Below are 19,059 nucleotides of genomic sequence, written 5' to 3' on the forward strand. Positions count from 1 at the left end.
ACCTCACCCTGCCGCACCGGGCCGCCGTCCGCAGCCACCGTCACCGGAACAGGCGGTCCCGGCAGGTCGGGCATCGTTCGTGCCGGGCGGTCCGGCCGGAGGCGTCCCTGCCGTAGAACGGAAAGCACGGCGCCCCGCAGACGGCGAGGTAGATCCGCCCGCACCGCAGCGGCCGCTCGCCGACGTGATGCGCCACGATCAGCGCGCGATGGCGCTCGCCCGCTTCGGGCAGCCAGCCGTCGTCGGGCAGCTTCGCGAGCACGTCCGCGTCGACGTCGTCCGATCGGGCGAGCAGCGCCGTGCCGAGGTCGGTCAGCCGCTCGCCGAGATCACGAAGGACGTCGGCGCGCGGCGCGTCGTCCTCGACCATCCGGGTGACGGAGGTGATGTCGGTGCCCAGGGAGCCGTGGAGATCCCGGAGCCGGTCGATGAGACGGTGATCCATGCCCTCCCATTAAGGCGTTGCGCCCGGGCAAGGAAAGGGTCACGAGGCGTAGGTGACCCGGCCGTTCATGACGGTGGCGGTGACGGGGATGTCGCGCAGTCCGGCCGGGGACAGGCGCACCGGATCCACCGCGGTGACGACCAGATCCGCGACGTCGCCCACGGCCACCCCGGTCCGGCCGCCGGACGACGCCGCGAGCGCGGCCTCCAGCGGCATGGCCTGCTCGGGGTGCCACGCCGGACGGTCGTCGTCGGTGCGGCTGACCGCCGACGCGATCGCGTCCCACGGGTCCAGCGGCGCGACCGGCGCGTCCGAGCCGAACTCCAGGCGCACCCCGGCGCGGTACAGGGCGCCGTACGGGAACGCCCGATCGGTCCAGCCGTGCCAGTGCCGTTCGGCGACGTCGCGGTCGTCCGGCTGATGGGCGGGCTGCACGCTCGCCACGACACCCAGCTCGGCGAAGCGGGCGACGTCCTCGGAACGCAGCAGTTGCGCGTGCTCGATCCGGCCCGCGCAGCCGACGTTCGCGAACGCGTCGAGCGCGATCTTGTTGGCGTGATCGCCGATCGCGTGCACCGCGGGTGAGAGACCGTGCTCGGAAGCCTTGCGCATCAACGGCTCCAGCTCTTCGGGCGGCAGTTCGAGCAGCCCGTGGGACTCGGTTCCGGCGTAGTGGCCCACGCAGTACGCGGTGCGCGTGTTCAGCGAACCGTCGACGAACAGCTTGAACGGGCCCACCGTGAGCAGCCCACCGCTGCCCTCCAGGACGTCGCCGGAGCGGTGGCCGCGTTCGATGGCCGTGTCGAGCAGGTACTTCGCGATCACGCAGGAAACCCGGACCGGCAGCGGTTTCCGCGCCAGCCGTCGCCGCCAGTCGGTGACGGTGTCGGCGTATTCGTAGTCGACGATCTTGGTGACGCCGCGGGCGGCCGCCGCGTCGAGGGCGTCGGCGACCCAGCCGTCGATGACGTCTTCGGGGGCGACCGGGAGTTCGGCCGTCGCGCTCATGCAGTCGTTCTCCAGCAGCACCCCGGTCGGGTGCTCGCGGCCGATGAGCTTCAGCGCGGCGGGGCTGAGCCACAGCGTGTGGAGGTCGGCGCTGAAGAGCGCGACCGGATGCCCGGGCAGCGCCTTCTGCAGCAGATCCTTGTGCGGGGCGTCGGGCCAGAGGCCGTCGCGGAACCCGGCGCCGAGCACGAGTTCGCCGGGCGGCGCGGGATTCGCCAGCAGATGGGCGAGCACGAGCTCGACCGTGTGCGCGGCGGAGGTCGCCTCCCCCAACGGGATCCGGCGGCGCGCGGCGGACCACTGCGCGGTGTGCACATGCGTGTCGACCAGCCCGGGCAGCAGGGTGCCGCCGTGCCCGTCCAGGATCTCCGACGCCTCACCCGCCTGCCCCGGGCCCGCGATGGCCGCGACCCGGCCGCCCTCGATCCGCACGTCCGACAGGGAACCCGCCAGGCCGACCCGGACCCGGCGCAACAGAAGATCGTCCACGCCCTCACCTTGCCAGCCCGGCCGCGTTTAGTCCTCTGAATGCGGTCCTTGCGCGCGCAACGATCGCTTTCAGAGGACGAAATGCGGGGGGTCAGGAGCGGGCGAAGGTGAGCTTTCCGAGCGCGGCGACCAAAGGCGCGAGTTCGGGGAGTTCCTCGGCGGCGGCGAGTGCCTCGGTGAGGACGGTGTCGTGCGTCGGCCGCGCGGCGGCGAGCAGTTCCTGTCCCGACGGCGTGACCTCGGTGTAGATCCCGCGCCGGTCGTCCGGGCACAGGTACCGCTGCAGCAGCCCCCGGTCCTCCAGCCGCGACACCAGCCGCGTCGTCGCCGACTGGCTGAGCACGACGGCGTTCGACAGCTGGTTCATCCGCAGGTGGAAACCGTCCTGACGGGCGAGCACGTCCAGCACGGTGTACTCGCTCACGGACAGCGAGTGCTGCTGCGCCAGCGCGCGCTCGAGCGCGTCCTCGATCCGCGCGTGCAGCGCGGCGAGGGTCCGCCAGCCCTGCGCGCGTGCCTCCACGGCGTCGTCGGCCAGTGACACGGTTCACCTCTTCCCCGGTTGCCCGAGCTTCGTTGCGTCATGCATCATCAAGCGTGTGCAATATACGGCGCGTGCAACTATTTCAGACGCCCGTAGTTGCCAACGCCAGCCAACACCACTCTACGGGAAGAAGTGAGCCTCCAATGCCTGCCGCTCTGCTCGCACTGGCGATCAGTGCCTTCGGTATCGGCACCACCGAGTTCGTGATCATGGGGCTGCTGCCCGAGGTCGCGGGCGACTTCGGCGTCTCGATCCCCTCCGCCGGGCTGCTGATCTCCGGCTACGCGCTCGGCGTCGTGGTCGGCGCCCCGCTGCTGACCGCGCTCGCGTCGCGGGTGCCGCGCAAGACGGTCCTGGTCGGCCTGATGGTCCTGTTCATCGCCGGCAACGTCGTGTCCGCGCTGGCCCCCACCTATGGCTTGCTGATGACCGGCCGGGTGGTCGCCGCGCTGTCGCACGGCGCGTTCTTCGGCGTCGGGGCGGTCGTCGCCGCCTCGCTGGTCGCGCCGACCAAGCAGGCGGGCGCCATCGCGATGATGTTCACCGGCCTGACCGTCGCCAACGTCCTCGGCGTGCCCGCCGGGACCGCGCTCGGCCAGGCACTGGGCTGGCGCTCGACGTTCTGGGCGGTCAGCGCGCTCGGCGTGATCGGCCTGATCGGGATCCTCGCGCTGGTCCCCGTCCAGGCGACCACGCAGAGCGCAGGGCTGCGCAGCGAACTGGCCGTGTTCCGGCGCCCACAAGTGTGGCTCGCGCTGGCGATGACCGCGCTCGGCTTCGCCGGGGTGTTCGCGTCCTTCACCTACATCGCCCCGATGATGACCGAGGTCGCGGGCTTCTCCCCCGGCGCGGTGACCTGGCTGCTGGTGCTGTTCGGCGGCGGCCTGTTCGTCGGCAACCTGCTCGGCGGCAAGGCGGCCGACCGGTCGCTGATGCCCAGCCTGTACGTCATCCTCGCCGTGCTCGCGGCCGTCCTGGTCGTGTTCGTCTTCACCGCGCACGCCCAGCTCCCCGCCGCGATCACCATCGCGGTCTTCGGCGCCGCCGGTTTCGCGACCGTCGCGCCGCTGCAGGCCCGTGTCATGAACAAGGCCGAAGGCGCGCCCGCGCTGGCCTCGGCGGCCAACATCGCCGCGTTCAACCTCGGCAACGCCGGGGGCGCGTGGCTCGGCGGCAAGGCCATCGACGCCGGTCTCGGCTACACCGCGCCCAACTGGATCGGCGCCGCGCTCGCGCTCGCCGGACTGCTGGTCGCGGTCATCTCGGGCATGCTCGACCACGGGCGGCGAAAGGCTCGTCGCGCCGAACTGGCCCCCGCCGCCTGAACCGGAAACACCCATGAAAGGAACGCAAGTGACCGACATTCCCACCGTCAAGCTCAACAACGGGGTGGAGATGCCGCAGCTCGGGTTCGGCGTCTTCCAGGTGCCGGACGAGGAGACCACCGCCGCGGTCAAGGCCGCGCTGGACGCGGGCTATCGCAGCATCGACACCGCCGCCATCTACGGCAACGAAGCGGGCGTCGGCAAGGCACTCGCCGAGTCCGGGATCGCCCGCGACGAGCTGTTCATCACCACCAAGCTGTGGAACAGCGAACAGGGCTACGACGCCACGCTGAAGGCGTTCGACGCCAGCCTGGCCAAGCTGGGCCTGGAGCAGCTGGACCTGTACCTCATCCACTGGCCGACGCCCGAGCGCGATCTCTACCGCGACACGTGGAAGGCCTTCGAGAAGCTCTACGCCGACGGCCGGGTGCGCGCGATCGGCGTGTCCAACTTCCAGCCCGCGCATCTCGAACGGCTGGCCGACGCCGGTTCCGTGACCCCGGCGGTCAACCAGGTCGAGGTGCACCCGTACCTGCAGCAGGCCGAGGTGCGCGCATACGACGCGAAGCACGGCATCGCGACCGAGGCGTGGAGCCCGCTGGCCAAGGGCGGCGACCTGCTCGGCGAGGACGCGGTGAAGGCGCTGGCGTCGAAGCACGGCCGCACGCCGGCGCAGATCGTGCTGCGGTGGCATCTGCAGCTGGGCAACGTCGTGATCCCGAAGTCCGTGACCCCGTCGCGGATCAAGGAGAACCTCGACGTCTTCGGCTTCACGCTGTCGGAGGAGGACATCGCCTCGCTGTCCGTGCTGGACCGGGGCGAGCGGACCGGGCCGGATCCCGACACCTTCAACGTCGCCTAGTCACAAGTCCGTGAAGGCCTCCTTGAGGGACTCTGGGTCTCTCAAGGAGGCCTTCACGGACTTTCCCAGGTAGCGGGCGTAGCGCTTTGTTTTCGCACGAGCCCGCTGCGTAGCCGGTTACTATTCGGCCGCACAGACGGCACTTGTGCGAAAAGAGGTAACCGACGATGCAGGCCCGAGGACGCGCCGTCCTCGCGACACTTCTGCTCGTGGCGTTCCCGGTGGTGGTCGTCGCGACAGGTGTCGCCAGTGTGCTGGCGGGCCTGCGGATCCAGGGCAAGATCGGCACCTACGTCATGTTCGGCGGGCTGGCGATCATGGTCGCGCTCGCCTTCGGGCTGCTGAGCGCGTTGCGGGCGCGGCGTCCCCCGATCGAGGGGCCGCGGCTGGACCGCGACGCCCATCCCGCGTTGTGGGAGATGATCGACGACCTCGCCGCGCAGGTGAAGACGCGGCCGCCGGACGAGATCGTGCTGATCGGCGAGATCAACGCGGCGGTCAGCGAGGACGCCCGGTTCCTCGGTCTGCGGCCGGGCCGCCGCACGATGCTGATCGGGCTGCCGCTGCTGGCGGCGATGAGCGTCAGCGAGCTTCGGTCCGTCCTCGCGCACGAACTCGGCCACTACAGCGGCGGCCACACCCGCCTGCTCGCGCTGACCTACCGCGGCACCCAGACCCTCGCCTTCACCGTCGACAGGCTGGACGGCGGCCCCGCCAGGGCCTTGCTCTCCGCCTACTCGAAGCTGTACCTCCTGGTCGCGCGGTCGGCGAACCGGCGGCAGGAACTGCAGGCCGACGAGGCGTCCGTACTCGCCGCGGGCAGCCGGACGGCGGCCGCGGCGCTGCGGAAGGCCGCGACGCTGAGCCCGCTGTGGAAGGACTACTCCGAGCGCTATCTTTCGCTCGGCGCGGCGGCGCGGCGCACTCCCCCGGTGCTGCTGGGGTTCCGGTCGTACCTCAACCACCCCGTCCAGCGGGACTGGGTGGCCGAGTACGCCGAAGACGTCATCGACGGCGAAGAGCTCTCGAAGTACGACAGCCACCCGCCCACGAAGCGGCGTATCGCCGCACTGGCGGGAGTCCCGGACAACCCGGTGAAGCCGGACGCGCGACCGGGCTGGTCGCTGCTGGGAGCGCCGAAGATCGACGTGCCTGAGGCGGAACTCGACGTGCTGATCCGCGACGTCGGGCCACGCGCGGACTGGGACGAGGTCGTCAAACGCGCGGGCCGGGCGTCGGTGGCGGAGGGCGCGCGGCTGCTGACCGCGGCCGGGATCGAGAGCAGGCTGGCGCCGCGCGGCACGATCGGCGAGGTCGTGCGGGTCCTGCGTGACGGCGACGCCGACGCGCTCGCGAAACCCCTGCGGGCCCCGTCGCGCGAAGAGGGCCTTGAACTGCTGACCGAGCTGTTCGCCGACACCGTCACCGCCGCGATGATCGACAACGGCGTCGCCGCGCACCGCCTGAACTGGGGCGGCGGCTGGGAACTGTGCCTCGGCGACGGCGAGCCGTTCGACGTCGCCGAACTCGTCGGCGCGGCGGTGCGCAGCCCGCGCGCGGTCGACGAACTGGTCCACAACCTGCAACTGCTGAACGTGCCCGCCGCCTACTTCTGCAAACAGGAACCCCAGCCGGAGCCGGATCCCGCCGAAGCCCGCATGCTCGGGCTGTTCACCGCGTTGAAGGCCAAACGGAAGCTCTACGACCTGATCGTCTGCGACACCGAAGTGGTGCTGCTGCCGATGGCGCGTTCGGTGCTGATCCGCCGCGGCCTCGCCGGCCTGATCGGGGCCCGCGGGGTGTCGGACCGCAAGCGGATCCGGAAGCTGCGTGAGCGCGGCCTCGACGATCTGCGCGCCGAACCGGGCGCCCGGCGGATCCCGTTCTCGGACATCGTCGCGGGCGGTTTCCCGCGCCGGAAGCTGACCACGTACCTGACGCTGGAACTCTCCGACGGCGAGACGCTGGAACTGGCGATCACCGGCAACACCGAAGATTTCGGCGCCGCCCACGACGAGCTGACGGCGTTCTTCGGCTCACTGAAAGCCTGACGCCGTTAAGGCTTGATCCCCACACCACCGAGACTCAGATGGTTCAGCTCCGTCAGCGGAGCGAGACGCGGCCCCTCCGGCCACCACTCGTGCAGGTGCACCACGCCGGGCTCGAGGATCTCCAGCCCGTCGAACAGCGACTCGATCTCGTCGCGCCCGCGATGCACCGTGCGGTGCCCGGTGCCGGCCATCAAGTCGTCGAGCTTCCGGGCGAGCGCGCCGCGCGAGCCCTCGCCGGGCGTGAAGTCGTGCGTGATCAGCACGTAGGACCCCGGCGCGATCGCGTCGACGTAGGCGCGCACGACGGCCCGCGCCTTGTCGAGGTCTTCGATGTGGTGCAGTACCGAGTTCAGGATCACCGCGACCGGGCGGTCGAGTTCGATGTGCTCGGTGACCACCGGATCGGCGAGGGTCTGCGCGGGATCGGTCAGATCCGCGCCGCTCACGTGGACGAGGTGGTCCTCCAGCAGCGCCAGGCCGTGCGCCTGGACCACCGGGTCGTGGTCGACGTAGACGACCAGCGCGTCCGGGTTGTACCGCTGCGCCGCCTGGTGGGTGTTCTCCGCGGTGGGCAGCCCGGAGCCCAGATCGAGGAACTGGTCGATACCGCGGGCGTCGGCGAGGAAGCGGACCACGCGGTTCGCCCAGGCGCGGAACTCCTTCGCCATCGCGGCGGCGTCCGGGGCGAGGGCGAGCAGGTCTTCGACGGCGCGCCTGTCGACCTCGTAGTGGTCGTGCCCGCCGAGCAGGACGTCCTTCATCCGGGCGAGATTGGGCTTGCTGTAGTCGAGGGGGAGCGGGCGCCTCGGCACAGACCGGACCTCGTCCGAAGTCATGGACACGTTCCACCCTTCAGCCGCGCACAGGCCACGCGAACGCGCCCGCGGCTCCCTCGACATCGACGGACCGTACACAGATTACGACATGGCGTGCACCCCCGTGAACCTCCCCAAGGGCCTTGGCCACCTGCGACGATCACGCGAAGCCGAGTTCGCGCCACGTGCGTCCGCCGTCGGTGGTGCGGTACACGGCGGACCCGCCATCGGCGTCCGGCAGGCCGTCCACGACCACACCGACCCGTTCGTCCGGGAAGTCCAGATCGTTGAGGCAGACCCCGCGGCCGCTGAGCACGGTCGTCGTCCAGGTCGTCCCGCCGTCGGTGGTGCTGTGCAGGAAGCCGGTGCCGCCGCCTTCCGCCGCGACGGTCGCCGCCGTGGGTGAAGCGGCGCTGAAACTCTGGTTGATGCCGAGGGTCGGCGCCTGCGCCGTCCCGGTGAAGTGCCCGCCGAGTTTCGGCGCGCGCCACAGCCGCCGGACGGTCGCGCCCGGCTGCGGTGTCCCCGGTCCCCCGCTGCACAATGCGAGCACCTGTCCCCGCCGTACTCCGCTCAGCGAAGCCGAACTGTCCGCCGGGCAGGGCGGCGGCGCGGTCGCGAAGGTCAAGCCGTCCGAAGACGTCCAGTACTTCTGGACGCGGTAGTCCGCCCCCATCGACACCTGGACTCCGCCGCTCGTGGCGATGTCGCCATAGGTCGTGGAGCCGGTGACGGTGAATCCCGGGACCGGCAGGAGAAGCCGCGTGCCGGAGATCCCGGCGTACAGCGTCGTCGTCGACGGGCTGCCGAAACCGGTGACCATCGCGAACACCCGAGGGCCCGCTTCGGTGATCTTCGAAATATAGAAGGGTTCCCGGACCCCGGCGAGCCTGACCGCGGACCAGCTGCCGCCGCCGTCGTGGCTGGCGAGCAGCCGGGTGCCGTCGGAAAGGAAGACGTCGCGCTCGTCGATCACCGTGAGCTTGACCTGATTGTGGTTGTCCGGCAACGAGATCGGCGGTTCGCCCGCGCGCCGCCACCGCTTCCCGCCGTCGGTCGTCGACAGCAGGGACGCGCACCATCCCGGTTTCCCGCACGGCGAGAACCCGAGGACGAATCCGCGCGACGGCCCGGTCCAGCTCGTCGACGCGGGAGCGAAACCCCGAGGCACCAGCGGATCGGCGACGGCGGGCGGGGTGAAGACGGCCAGGGCGGTCAGTGCGGCGGCGGCGAGCGCGGCCCACCGGTTCGGCTTCATGACCACGAGACGTACGGCCCCCGCCGGGGTTGCCCGCCGTTCGGGGTGAACCCGCGGATCGTCTCCGGTAGGCTCCCCACCCTTGTTTCGCCCGGGGCCGGACCGGGTATACGGCGTTCGGCCGGTGAGACGGAGGTAACCCCCGATGGACGACGCGGGTTCGCGTGCTGGTGGTGACGAGGAGGAACCCGATGCCGGGACCACTCAACGCCGGTTCAGCCTGAACGTCCACGACCCGGACCATCTTCCGCGCAAACTCGCCGGCCGCTACGAGGTCGGCGAGCTGCTCGGGCGCGGCGCCACCGCACGCGTCTTCCGCGCCCGTGACCTGCTCGAACAGCGCGAAGTGGCGCTGAAGCTGTTCCACGCCGACACGATGACCCGGGACGAGCGCCGCCGTCAGCAGGAGATCCAGACGCTCAGCGCAGTCCGCCACCCCGGGCTCGTCCCGCTGTACGACGCGGGCTCCGACGACGGCTACACCTACCTCACGATGCGCCTGGTCGACGGGCCGAACCTGGCCCAGCGGCTGCGCTCCGGCCCGCTCCCCCAGGACGAGGTCGTCGAGCTGACCGCCCGGCTGGCCGACGCGCTCGCGCACGTCCACGCGCACGGCATCACCCACCGCGACCTCAAACCGGCGAACATCCTGATCGCCGACGACGGCCCGCTGATCGGCGACTTCGGCGTGGCGCACGCCTTCGACGCGACCAGGGTGACCGAGACCGGCGGTGTCGTCGGCACGGCGGCGTACATGGCGCCCGAACAGGTCCGCGGCGAGAACGTCGGCCCGCCCGCCGACGTCTATTCGCTCGGCCTGGTCCTGCTCGAATGCCTGTCCGGGGAACGGGAGTACACCGGGACGCCGGTCGAGGCCGCGGTCGGACGGCTGCACCGGCCGCCGCGGATCCCCTCCGGGTTGTCGGCGACCATGACGACGCTGTTGCGCGGGATGACGGCGCGGAAACCGTCGCAGCGCCCGACGGCCGCGGCGATCTCCCGGATCCTGCTGGAGGATTCCACCGGTACGAAGGTCGCCCATCTCGCGCCCGCCACCCGCAAACGGGCGGCCGTGGTCGCCGCCATCAGCGCGCCCGCCGCCGCGATCACCGTCGGGGTGCTGCTCGCGGTGAACCAGACCCCGGCGGACCAGCCCGGCCTGCCGGGCAGCCTGCTACCCCCCGCGGCGACCGGCTCGTCCGCCCCGGTGGCGGGCCAGGGGCCCCGGTCCTCGGAAGTGGCCGAGGTGGCCACCCGCGGCCCGAAGGCCAGCAACGCCACTGTCGTGGTGACCGAAGACGCGCCCGCTTCCGCGGATCCGCCCGGTGCCACCGAAAGCGTCGACGCCACCTCGACACCCAGGGAAACGACCGCCGCCAGCGAGCGGCAGAGCACCTCGGGCAAGCCGAGCAAGACCCGGCCGAGCCCGCCGACGAAGAGCAAGCCAGGCCCTCCCGGCTGAGCGACCGCCCGGCCGGGTGTCCACAGTGGACGATGATGGGAGACGGCGATGACCTACATCAACGACCCGCGTGAGCCACCGGAAGAGATCGTCGAACAGACGCCCGCCAGGATCCGTGTCGTGCGGATCGTCAACGCCCTCGTCCACGCGATCTGCTGGATCTTCGCGCTGGTGCTGATCGTGCACATCCTGCTGGTGTTCGGCGAAGCCAATCCGGGGAACGGGTTCGCGCAGCTGATCGACCAGTGGTCGCGAGCGGTCTCGCTCGGGCTGCGGAACCTGTTCACCCCGGAAGGGATCAAACCCCGGACGCTGTTCAACGACGGTCTCGCCGCACTGCTGTGGCTGATCATCGGCGGCGTGGTGACCGATCTGGTGTCGCGGATCGGCCTGCCCGGCCCGAAGCGGGTCTGGTACCGGCGACCGCTCAGTTGAGCGAGCCCGGTCTCGCTTCCGGAGCGTCACCGGCCTGGGCCTGCTCGGCCTGGGCGTCGGTGACCTCCGGGGCGGCCTCGGTCTCGGCCGACGGCTGCTCCGGTGCGTGCTCCGTCTCGAAGTGCTCACGGCACCAACGGCCGTAGCGTCTGGCATGCACGGTCATCGCGGCACCTCCTCCTCTGCCCACCACGATCCCCCATCATTGTGACGCGCGCCACTCGTTTATCCGGCGAATCGGGCCACGATCGCGGCGCAGAACGCGGGGAGGTCGCCGGGGTTCCGGCTGGAGATCAGGCCGTTGTCGTCGACCACCTCCTGGTCGACGACGGTGCCGCCGGCGTTGCGGATGTCGGTGCGCACACTCGGATACGACGTGAGCGTGCGGCCGCGGACCACGTCGGCCTCGACCAGCGTCCACGGCCCGTGACAGATCACCCCGACCGGCTTCCCGCTGTTCACGAAGTCGCGCACGAAGCGGACGGCGTTCTCGTCCACGCGCAGGTTGTCCGGGTTCATCGTGCCGCCGGGCAGCACGAGCGCGTCGAAGTCGTCGACCGTGACGTCCTTGACGACCCGGTCGACGGTGAACTTGTCCGCCTTGTCGATGTCGCCGTTCATGGCCTGGATCTCGCCGGGTTCCAGCGAGACGAGCTCGGCCGTCGCCCCGGCGTCCGTGACCGCCTTGCGCGGTTCGACCAGTTCGACCTGTTCCACGCCGTCCGCGGCGAGGATGGCCACGCGGCGTCCGTTCAGCGATGTCGTCATCGGTTCCCTCCTGAAGTCGTCTTCGCCCCCGGCTACCCCGCGGCGGCCTCGCCGAACCATGGGCATGAACCGCGATCACCGGGGGTATTCGCGGCGCATGCGATTGCGGCGAGCGGATCTGGGCTCCCCCGGTATCGGGAGGCGGCGAAGAGGCCGGGGTTTCGGCTACCTGACGCCGGACGGCGAACCGTTGAAGGACGAGGAAACGATCGAGCGCATCGAGGCGCTCGCGATCCCGCCCGCGTGGCGGCGCGTGTGGATCTCGCCGCACGAGAACGCCCACATCCAGGCCGTCGGCGTCGACGACGCCGGCCGGAAGCAGTACCTCTACCACGGCGAATGGCGACGTGCCCGCGACGAGGAGAAGCACGAGCGCGTCCTCGCGCTGGCGCGGCGGCTCCCCCGGCTGCGCCGGACCATCCGGGAGGATCTCGCTTCCCGCGGCCTCACCCGCGAACGGGTGCTCGCCGGCGCGCTCCGCATGCTCGACCTCGGCGTGTTCAGGACCGGTGGCGAAAGCTACGCCGACGAGAACGGCACGCACGGGGTGGCGACCCTGCTGTGCGAGCACGTTTCGATCCGGGAGGGCTGCCTTTTTTGCGACTATCCGGCGAAAGGCGGGATCCAGCGGAAGGTCCGGCTGCGGGACGAGGACCTCGTCCGGCTGATCCGCTCGCTCAGGCGGGCCCGCGGTGACGAGGTGCGCCTGCTCGCCTACCGGAACGGTCGCGGATGGCAGGAGATCCGGGCCGAAGACCTCAACGAGCGGTTCAAGGAACTCACGGGCGACGACTTCACGGCCAAGGACCTGCGCACCTGGAACGCCACCGTCCTGGCCGCTTCGGCCTTCGCGGAGGCCGAAAAGCCTTCCAGCGAAAGAGGTTTGAAGCGGGTCGAGAAGGCGGTGATGACCGAAGTCGCCGAAGGACTGGGCAACACGCCCGCCGTGGCACGACGGTCCTATGTGGACCCGCGCGTGATCACCGCCTACCGCCGGGACCGGACGATCGCGCGTGCGACGCGACGGGCGGGGAAGGTCTCCGATCCCGACGAGGCCCGCGACATCGTGGAGCGGGCGGTGGTGCGGCTACTGAGCGGGTCGTGAGGCCTCGATGGCGAGGACGGCGATGTCGTCGTGCGTCCCGCTGCCGAGCCATTCCCGCACCGCGGTGCGGATCCGGGCGACCACCTCGCGGCCGGACATCCCCTGGCAGCCGGCCAGCAGTTCGCGCAGCCGCTCGTCGCCGAACAGGTCCGACGGCCGCTCGTGGTGGCGCGCTTCGGTGATGCCGTCGGTGTAGAGCAGGCAGACGTCGCCCTCGCCCAGCCGGATGGCCGTCTCGGCGAACCGCGCCTGCGGCGAGATCCCGACCAGCGTGCCGGGCAGGGTGATCTCGTCGACGCCGCCACGGCGGCGCACCACCAGCGGCGCGGGATGGCCGCCGGAGGCCAAGGTGACGCCGAGACCGTCTTCGTTCGCCAGCACCGAACCGAGCACCAGCGTGGCGAACCGGCCGCTGCCGCCGGTGATGAGCAGGGAGTTGAGCAGGCTCAGCAACGTGGTGTTGTCGTGCTCGACGAGGTCGAGCGCGGCGAGGGTCTGCCGGACCCGGCCGGTGAGCGCGGCCGCCTCGGCGCCCTTCCCGCAGACGTCGCCGAGGACGAACATCGCGCCGCCGCTTTCGCGCGGCAGGACGTCGTAGAAGTCGCCGCCGACGTCGAGCAGACCGCCCGACGGCTCGTACCAGACGTCGAATTTGACGCCGTGGACGTCCGGCGGCGGGGTCGGGCGCAGCGTGGTCTCCAGGCCGCGGGTGGCCTCTTCCTGGCGGGCGTAGCGATGCGCGTTCGCCAGCGCCGTCCCGGCCGCACGGGCGAATTCGGTCACCGCGCGCGGGTGGTCCTCGCCGAACGCGGGCGCGCCGCGCCTGCCGAGCACCACCGCCCCGGTGACCCCGGCGCCGCCGTCGAACCCCAGTGAGACCACGGTCACGGACGGATGGACGGCGAGCCGTTCCGCGACGATCGCGGGCAGCGTCGCGATCTCCTCCTCCGGCACCGCTTTGGCTTCGAGTTCCTCGGTGGAGGCGAAGGTGCCGGCGAGCACCGGCGCGAGCTGGACCGGGACCCGGCGGATCCGGCCGTGCCCGTGGTTGGTGCGGTGATCGCAGCTCCACCATTCCCACCGGCCCCGCGTGGTCGGCAGCAGCACGAACACGCAGTCGGCGAGTTCGGCGGCGGCGACCTCGGCGATCACCTTCGCCGTCCCGTGCCTTCCCCGCGCGGAGGCGAGCCTGGGTCCCGAAGCGGCGAGGAAGCCGTCCACGCGCGGGCCGTCGGCCGCGACCGCGGAGGTCACCGTCCACGCGTGCCAGCCTCCGGGCAGCGTCCGGATCCGGGCCGGGAACCGGCGGCCGGTGTGCTCGACATGCCCGACGTCGGGACCTTCGGCGGTCAGTATCGGGCGGCCGCCGCCGAACAGCTCGCGGGCGGCGGGGTTCGACCAGCGCAACGCGCCGCCGACGTCCTGCACGAGCACCGCGTCACGGACGTCTTCCAGCAGCTCACGCCAGAACCGCCCGGATTCGGGCAGCGCGCCCTCGCTGGTCGCCGTCGACGACTCCGAGGGGAGCGACGTCGAGGCCGGGGCCGGCCGTGACACCATTCCCGGACCTCCTCCTGCCTGGCGGGTAGCGCAGTGTGAGCGGGCGGACTGGCTCGAAGTGTAGGTCGAATCATGGCACGCTGATGCGACGACCATGGCTTGGCATGCGTGGTGGAGAGGGTCGACACAGATGACACAGCACTCCCAAAGGGACCGGCTCCCCGTGGAAGGTGGTGGCGGCCAGGTGGACGAAGCGACCCTGGAACGCCTGCTCGCGGCGGCTCGTGACCTCGGGGACGGCAACTTCCGGCGGCGGCTGGTGGCGCACGGCGACGGGCTCGCGGCCCAGCTCGCGGGCGCCTTCAACGACATCGCCGAACGGAACCAGCGACTGGTGACCGAACTCCTGCGCGTCCGCGAGGCGGTCGGCAAGGAAGGCAGGCTGACCGAGCGCGTCGCGGCCGAGATCGGTCCCGGCGGCTGGGCGACCGCGGTCGACGTCGTCAACGGGCTGATCGAAGACGTGAGCAGGCCCACGGCCGAGCTCAACCGCGTCCTCGGCGCGGTCGCCGAGGGCGATCTGTCCGAGCCGATGCCCCTGGAGGTCGGCGGACGGCCGCTGCAGGGTCAGTTCGCCGAAGTCGCGAAGACGGTCAACGGCCTGATCAAGCAGCTTTCGCGGTTCGCGACCGAGGTCACCAGAGTGGCCCGCGAGATCGCCACCGAAGGACGGCTCGGCGGTCAGGCCGAGGTCCCGGGGGTGGCGGGCACCTGGCGTGATCTCACCGACAACGTCAACGTGATGGCCAGCAACCTGACCGACCAGGTCCGCAACATCGCCCAGGTGACCACCGCGGTGGCGCGGGGCGACCTGACCCAGAAGATCAACGTCGACGCGCGCGGCGAGATCCTGGAGCTCAAGAACACTGTCAACATCATGGTCGACCAGCTTTCGGCGTTCGCCGACGAAGTGACCCGGGTGTCGCGCGAGGTGGGTAGCGAAGGCCGTCTCGGCGGGCAGGCGCAGGTCCCCGGCGCGGCCGGCACGTGGCGCGACCTCACCGACTCGGTGAACCTGATGGCGGACAACCTGACCGACCAAGTCCGCAACATCGCCCAGGTGGCCACGGCGGTGGCGAAGGGCGACCTCTCGCAGAAGATCAACGTCGACGCCAAGGGCGAGATCCTCGAACTCAAGAACACCCTGAACACGATGGTCGACCAGCTCTCGTCGTTCGCCGACGAAGTCACGCGAGTCGCGCGCGAGGTCGGCAGCGAAGGCCGGCTCGGCGGGCAGGCGCAGGTGCCCGGGGTCGCCGGGACGTGGCGCGGGCTCACCGACTCGGTGAACCAGATGGCCGACAACCTGACCGACCAGGTCCGCAACATCGCCCAGGTCACCACCGCCGTCGCGAAGGGCGACCTGACCCAGAAGATCACGGTCGACGCGCGCGGCGAGATCCTCGAACTGAAGACGACCGTCAACACGATGGTGGATCAGCTGTCGTCGTTCGCCGACGAAGTCACGCGAGTCGCGCGTGAGGTCGGCACGGAAGGTCAGCTGGGCGGCCAGGCGCAGGTGCCGGGCGTCGCCGGGACGTGGCGCGACCTCACCGGGTCGGTCAACTTCATGGCGAACAACCTCACCGCGCAGGTCCGCAACATCGCCCAGGTGGCGACCGCGGTGGCGAAGGGCGACCTCTCGCAGAAGATCGCCGTCGACGCCAAGGGCGAGATCCTCGAACTCAAGAACACCCTGAACACGATGGTCGACCAGCTGTCGTCGTTCGCCGACGAGGTCACCCGAGTGGCCCGCGAGGTCGGCAGCGACGGGCGGCTCGGCGGTCAGGCGCAGGTGCCGGGCGTGGCCGGGACGTGGAAGGACCTGACCGACAACGTCAACTTCATGGCGAAGAACCTGACCGACCAGGTCCGGAACATCGCCCAGGTCACCACCGCCGTCGCGAAGGGCGACCTGACCCAGAAGATCATCGTCGACGCGCGCGGCGAGATCCTGGAGCTCAAGAACACCGTCAACATCATGGTCGACCAGCTCTCGGCGTTCGCCGACGAGGTCACCCGGGTGTCGCGCGAGGTCGGTACCGAAGGCAAGCTCGGCGGCCAGGCGCAGGTGCGCGGCGTCGCCGGGACGTGGAAGGACCTCACCGACAACGTCAACGTCATGGCCACCAACCTCACCGACCAGGTGCGGAGCATCGCGACGGTGACCACGGCGGTGGCGAACGGCGACCTGTCGAAGAAGATCTCGATCGACGCGCAGGGCGAGGTCGCCGTCCTCGCCGAGACGATCAACAGCATGGTCGAGACGCTGCGCGCGTTCGCCGACGAAGTCACCCGCGTCGCCCGCGAGGTGGGTACGGAAGGCATCCTCGGCGGCCAGGCCCGCGTGCCGAACGTGGCGGGCACGTGGAAGGCGTTGACGGACAACGTGAACGTCATGGCCGACAACCTGACCGGCCAGGTGCGGAGCATCGCGACGGTGACCACCGCGGTGGCGCAGGGCGATCTGTCGAAGAAGATCGACATCGACGCGCGCGGCGAGATCCTCGAACTCAAGACGACCATCAACACGATGGTCGACCAGCTCTCGGCCTTCGCCTCCGAAGTCACCCGTGTCGCCCGCGAGGTCGGCACGGACGGCACGCTCGGCGGCCAGGCCGAGGTGCCCGGCGTCGCGGGCACGTGGTCGCGGCTGACCGAAAGCGTGAACCAGCTGGCCGGGAACCTGACCACCCAGGTGCGCGCGATCGCGCAGGTGGCCACCGCGGTGACCGCCGGCGATCTGACCCGGCACATCACCGTCGACGCGTCCGGGGAGGTGGCCGAACTCAAGGACAACATCAACCAGATGATCGCGAACCTGAAGGAGACCACCCGGGCGAACCGCGAACAGGACTGGCTCAAGACCAACCTCGCGCGGCTGTCCGCGCTCATGCAGGGGCACCGCGACCTCGCGTCGGTGGCGACGCTGATCCTGTCCGAGCTGACGCCGCTGGTGTCCGCGCAGCAGGGCGCGTTCTTCCTCGCCCGCGAAGACGAGCAGGAAGAGGTGGTCCTGGAGAGCATCGCCACCTACGGGCTGGCGAAATCCCAGAACGGGCTGCGGTTCTCCCCCGGCGAATCGCTCATCGGACAGGCCGCCGTCGACCGGCGCACGATACTGGTCCACGAAGCGCCGCCGGAGTACGCGCTCATCTCGTCGGGACTGGGTTCGGCCGCGCCGGTCAACGTGATCGTGCTGCCGGTGCTGTTCCAGGGCGAGGTGCTCGGGGTGCTGGAACTGGCGACCATCAACGCCTTCAGCACGGTCCACATCGACCTGCTGGAACAGCTGAAGGAGACCATCGCGGTCAACGTCAGCACCATCCAGTCCAACTCGCGCACCGAAGCGCTGCTGACCGAATCCCAGCGCCTGGCACAGGAACTGCGCGCGCGGTCCGAGCAGTTGCAGGCGCAGCAACGGGAACTGCGGCGGTCCAACACGGATCTCGCGGAGAAGGCGGCGCTGCTGGCGCAGCAGAACCGCGACATCGAGGTCAAGAACAGCGAGATCGAGCAGGCGCGGCAAGAGCTCGAAGAACGTGCCGGGCAGCTGACCATGGCGTCGCAGTACAAATCCGAGTTCATGGCGAACATGTCGCACGAACTGCGGACCCCGCTCAACAGCGCGCTGATCCTCGCGAAACTGCTCTCGGAGAACCCGGACGGGAACCTGTCGGAGAAGCAGGTCCAGTTCGCGCGGACGATCTACTCGGCGGGCAGCGACCTGCAGCAGCTGATCAACGACATCCTCGACATGGCCAAGGTCGAGGCCGGGCACCTGGACCTGCAGATGTCCGACGTCACGCTGCCCGAACTGGTCGAGTACGTCGAATCGATCTGCCGTCCGCTCACCTCGGACAAGGGCCTGGAGTTCGCCGTCCTCATCGACCCGCCGGTGCCGTCGTCGATCCACACCGACGAACACCGCGTACAGCAGGTGCTGCGGAACCTGCTGTCCAACGCGGCGAAGTTCACCGACGAGGGCGGCGTGCGCCTGCACATCCGGATGGCCGACCCGGGCGAGGTCGAAGCCGACTCGCTCCGCAACGCCCCCGGCGTCCTCGCGTTCGCCGTGGAGGACACCGGGATCGGCATCGCGCCGGACAAACTCGCGATCATCTTCGACGCGTTCCGCCAGGCCGACGGCACCACGAGCCGCAAGTACGGCGGCACCGGGCTGGGCCTGTCGATCAGCCAGCAGCTGACGGAACTGCTCGGCGGCGAACTGCGGGTCCGCAGCGAGCCCGGCAAGGGCAGCACGTTCACCCTGTACCTGCCGGTGAGCGCGGCGAACCTGGTGGTCCCGACCTCCGCCGCGGCGAGCGGTGTTCCGCTGATCATGGCCGTACCGCAGGTGGTCCCGGTGACGCCGTCGCAGCGGTTCCACGGCGAGAAGATCCTGATCGTCGACGACGACCTGCGCAACGTCTTCGCGCTGGCCGCCGTGCTGGAACGCAACGGCCTGGAGGTCATCTACGCCGAGACCGGCGTCGCGGGCATCCGGGCGCTGGAGCGGCACGAGGACACCGCGCTCGTCCTGATGGACGTGATGATGCCCGAACTGGACGGCAACGCCACGATCACCGCGATCCGTGCCGAGGCCGCGCACGAAGACCTGCCCGTGATCGCCGTCACCGCGAAGGCGACCGCGGAGGACAAGGCGCGGACGCTCGCTTCGGGCGCCGACGACTACGTCACCAAGCCGGTCGACACCGACAAGCTGCTGGACCTGATCGCGGCCCATCTGGAGGCGGATGCCGCCTCCAGCGGCCTCTCACAGGCCGTGGCACCCGCCGAGTCGGACTGAGGCGTTGGGCTGGGTTGGCGCTTGTCCTGAAGGCCCCCTTTGAGACGTTGGATGTCTCAAAGGGGGCCTTCAGGACTTTGCCCAGACACGAAAGAACCCGCAGGCCAGGCGCCTGCGGGTTC

General features: G+C 70.4%; 15 protein-coding genes. 7 read left to right on the plus strand and 8 right to left on the minus strand.

Features of this window, described 5'->3' with window-relative positions; translation table 11 throughout:
- Positions 1–40: 40 nt before the first annotated feature.
- From DMC64_RS37975 to DMC64_RS37985, 3 genes are all read right to left on the minus strand, one after another.
- Complete coding sequence (locus tag DMC64_RS37975; RefSeq protein ID WP_125737466.1) at positions 41–445, minus strand: hypothetical protein; 405 nt, start codon at positions 443–445, stop codon at positions 41–43.
- 39 nt (positions 446–484) lie between these two features.
- A complete protein-coding gene (locus DMC64_RS37980) occupies positions 485–1,942 on the minus strand; it encodes an amidohydrolase (RefSeq protein WP_125737467.1) in 1,458 nt (485 codons plus the stop codon).
- A gap of 91 nt (positions 1,943–2,033) precedes the next feature.
- A complete protein-coding gene (locus DMC64_RS37985) occupies positions 2,034–2,486 on the minus strand; it encodes a MarR family winged helix-turn-helix transcriptional regulator (RefSeq protein ID WP_037347597.1) in 453 nt (150 codons plus the stop codon).
- Between the two features lie 143 nt (positions 2,487–2,629).
- Here DMC64_RS37985 and DMC64_RS37990 point away from each other — a divergent pair, with 143 nt between their 5' ends.
- The 3 genes from DMC64_RS37990 (at position 2,630) to DMC64_RS38000 (ending at position 6,724) form a co-directional block, all read left to right on the plus strand.
- Positions 2,630–3,811: an MFS transporter gene (locus tag DMC64_RS37990; protein WP_037347598.1), complete on the plus strand. Its 1,182-nt coding sequence runs from the start codon at positions 2,630–2,632 to the stop codon at positions 3,809–3,811.
- A 28-nt stretch (positions 3,812–3,839) separates the two neighbouring features.
- Positions 3,840–4,673 (plus strand): aldo/keto reductase, encoded by an 834-nt coding sequence (locus DMC64_RS37995; protein WP_125737468.1) that lies wholly within the window; start codon positions 3,840–3,842, stop codon positions 4,671–4,673.
- 167 nt (positions 4,674–4,840) lie between these two features.
- Positions 4,841–6,724 carry a M48 family metalloprotease gene (locus DMC64_RS38000; RefSeq protein WP_125737469.1) on the plus strand — a complete coding sequence of 628 codons (1,884 nt, stop codon included), beginning with the start codon at positions 4,841–4,843 and terminating at the stop codon, positions 6,722–6,724.
- Positions 6,725–6,729: 5 nt separating this feature from the next.
- Here the strand turns inward: DMC64_RS38000 and DMC64_RS38005 are convergent, their stop codons facing one another.
- Complete coding sequence (locus DMC64_RS38005; protein WP_037347601.1) at positions 6,730–7,560, minus strand: SAM-dependent methyltransferase; 831 nt, start codon at positions 7,558–7,560, stop codon at positions 6,730–6,732.
- Positions 7,561–7,699: 139 nt separating this feature from the next.
- The gene (locus DMC64_RS38010) at positions 7,700–8,797 is read right to left on the minus strand and encodes a hypothetical protein (RefSeq protein ID WP_125737470.1); all 1,098 of its coding nucleotides are present in this window, start codon (positions 8,795–8,797) and stop codon (positions 7,700–7,702) included.
- Positions 8,798–8,942: 145 nt separating this feature from the next.
- Here DMC64_RS38010 and DMC64_RS38015 point away from each other — a divergent pair, with 145 nt between their 5' ends.
- Together DMC64_RS38015 and DMC64_RS38020 are read left to right on the plus strand one after the other, a co-directional pair.
- Positions 8,943–10,259 (plus strand): serine/threonine-protein kinase, encoded by a 1,317-nt coding sequence (locus DMC64_RS38015; protein ID WP_125737471.1) that lies wholly within the window; start codon positions 8,943–8,945, stop codon positions 10,257–10,259.
- A gap of 48 nt (positions 10,260–10,307) precedes the next feature.
- The gene (locus tag DMC64_RS38020) at positions 10,308–10,694 is read left to right on the plus strand and encodes a hypothetical protein (protein ID WP_037347603.1); all 387 of its coding nucleotides are present in this window, start codon (positions 10,308–10,310) and stop codon (positions 10,692–10,694) included.
- Here DMC64_RS38020 and DMC64_RS43070 read toward each other — a convergent pair.
- Both DMC64_RS43070 and DMC64_RS38025 read right to left on the minus strand, forming a co-directional pair.
- Positions 10,687–10,860, minus strand: a complete 174-nt coding sequence (locus DMC64_RS43070; protein WP_162836917.1) for a hypothetical protein — start codon at positions 10,858–10,860, stop codon at positions 10,687–10,689. The genes DMC64_RS38020 and DMC64_RS43070 overlap by 8 nt on opposite strands.
- Before the next feature lie 59 nt (positions 10,861–10,919).
- Complete coding sequence (locus tag DMC64_RS38025; protein ID WP_037347604.1) at positions 10,920–11,462, minus strand: type 1 glutamine amidotransferase domain-containing protein; 543 nt, start codon at positions 11,460–11,462, stop codon at positions 10,920–10,922.
- A gap of 97 nt (positions 11,463–11,559) precedes the next feature.
- Between DMC64_RS38025 and DMC64_RS38030 the strand changes: the two genes are divergently transcribed.
- On the plus strand, positions 11,560–12,567 hold the full coding sequence (locus DMC64_RS38030) for a DNA topoisomerase IB (RefSeq protein WP_199755224.1): 1,008 nt from the start codon (positions 11,560–11,562) through the stop codon (positions 12,565–12,567).
- Here the strand turns inward: DMC64_RS38030 and DMC64_RS38035 are convergent.
- Positions 12,550–14,127 carry a SpoIIE family protein phosphatase gene (locus DMC64_RS38035; RefSeq protein ID WP_125737473.1) on the minus strand — a complete coding sequence of 526 codons (1,578 nt, stop codon included), beginning with the start codon at positions 14,125–14,127 and terminating at the stop codon, positions 12,550–12,552. The genes DMC64_RS38030 and DMC64_RS38035 overlap by 18 nt on opposite strands.
- A 130-nt stretch (positions 14,128–14,257) precedes the next feature.
- On the opposite strand from DMC64_RS38035, the gene DMC64_RS38040 reads away from it, so the two are divergent.
- The gene (locus DMC64_RS38040; RefSeq protein ID WP_370325608.1) at positions 14,258–18,937 is read left to right on the plus strand and encodes a HAMP domain-containing protein; all 4,680 of its coding nucleotides are present in this window, start codon (positions 14,258–14,260) and stop codon (positions 18,935–18,937) included.
- The last annotated feature ends 122 nt before the right edge of the window (positions 18,938–19,059 follow it).

The organism is Amycolatopsis sp. WAC 04197, from assembly GCF_003947475.1.
Taxonomy (GTDB): Bacteria; Actinomycetota; Actinomycetes; order Mycobacteriales; family Pseudonocardiaceae; genus Amycolatopsis; species Amycolatopsis japonica.

What these genes read in the sequence shown, in the direction of transcription:
- DMC64_RS38015 (WP_125737471.1), top strand. Translation starts at nt 8,943, where the DNA reads ATGGACGACGCGGGTTCGCGTGCTGGTGGTGACGAGGAGGAACCCGAT.
- DMC64_RS38040 (WP_370325608.1), top strand. Translation starts at nt 14,258, where the DNA reads ATGACACAGCACTCCCAAAGGGACCGGCTCCCCGTGGAAGGTGGTGGC.
- DMC64_RS43070 (WP_162836917.1), bottom strand. Translation starts at nt 10,860, where the DNA reads ATGACCGTGCATGCCAGACGCTACGGCCGTTGGTGCCGTGAGCACTTC.
- DMC64_RS38005 (WP_037347601.1), bottom strand. Translation starts at nt 7,560, where the DNA reads ATGACTTCGGACGAGGTCCGGTCTGTGCCGAGGCGCCCGCTCCCCCTC.
- DMC64_RS38020 (WP_037347603.1), top strand. Translation starts at nt 10,308, where the DNA reads ATGACCTACATCAACGACCCGCGTGAGCCACCGGAAGAGATCGTCGAA.
- DMC64_RS38035 (WP_125737473.1), bottom strand. Translation starts at nt 14,127, where the DNA reads ATGGTGTCACGGCCGGCCCCGGCCTCGACGTCGCTCCCCTCGGAGTCG.
- DMC64_RS38025 (WP_037347604.1), bottom strand. Translation starts at nt 11,462, where the DNA reads ATGACGACATCGCTGAACGGACGCCGCGTGGCCATCCTCGCCGCGGAC.
- DMC64_RS38010 (WP_125737470.1), bottom strand. Translation starts at nt 8,797, where the DNA reads ATGAAGCCGAACCGGTGGGCCGCGCTCGCCGCCGCCGCACTGACCGCC.
- DMC64_RS37990 (WP_037347598.1), top strand. Translation starts at nt 2,630, where the DNA reads ATGCCTGCCGCTCTGCTCGCACTGGCGATCAGTGCCTTCGGTATCGGC.
- DMC64_RS37975 (WP_125737466.1), bottom strand. Translation starts at nt 445, where the DNA reads ATGGATCACCGTCTCATCGACCGGCTCCGGGATCTCCACGGCTCCCTG.
- DMC64_RS38000 (WP_125737469.1), top strand. Translation starts at nt 4,841, where the DNA reads ATGCAGGCCCGAGGACGCGCCGTCCTCGCGACACTTCTGCTCGTGGCG.
- DMC64_RS38030 (WP_199755224.1), top strand. Translation starts at nt 11,560, where the DNA reads ATGCGATTGCGGCGAGCGGATCTGGGCTCCCCCGGTATCGGGAGGCGG.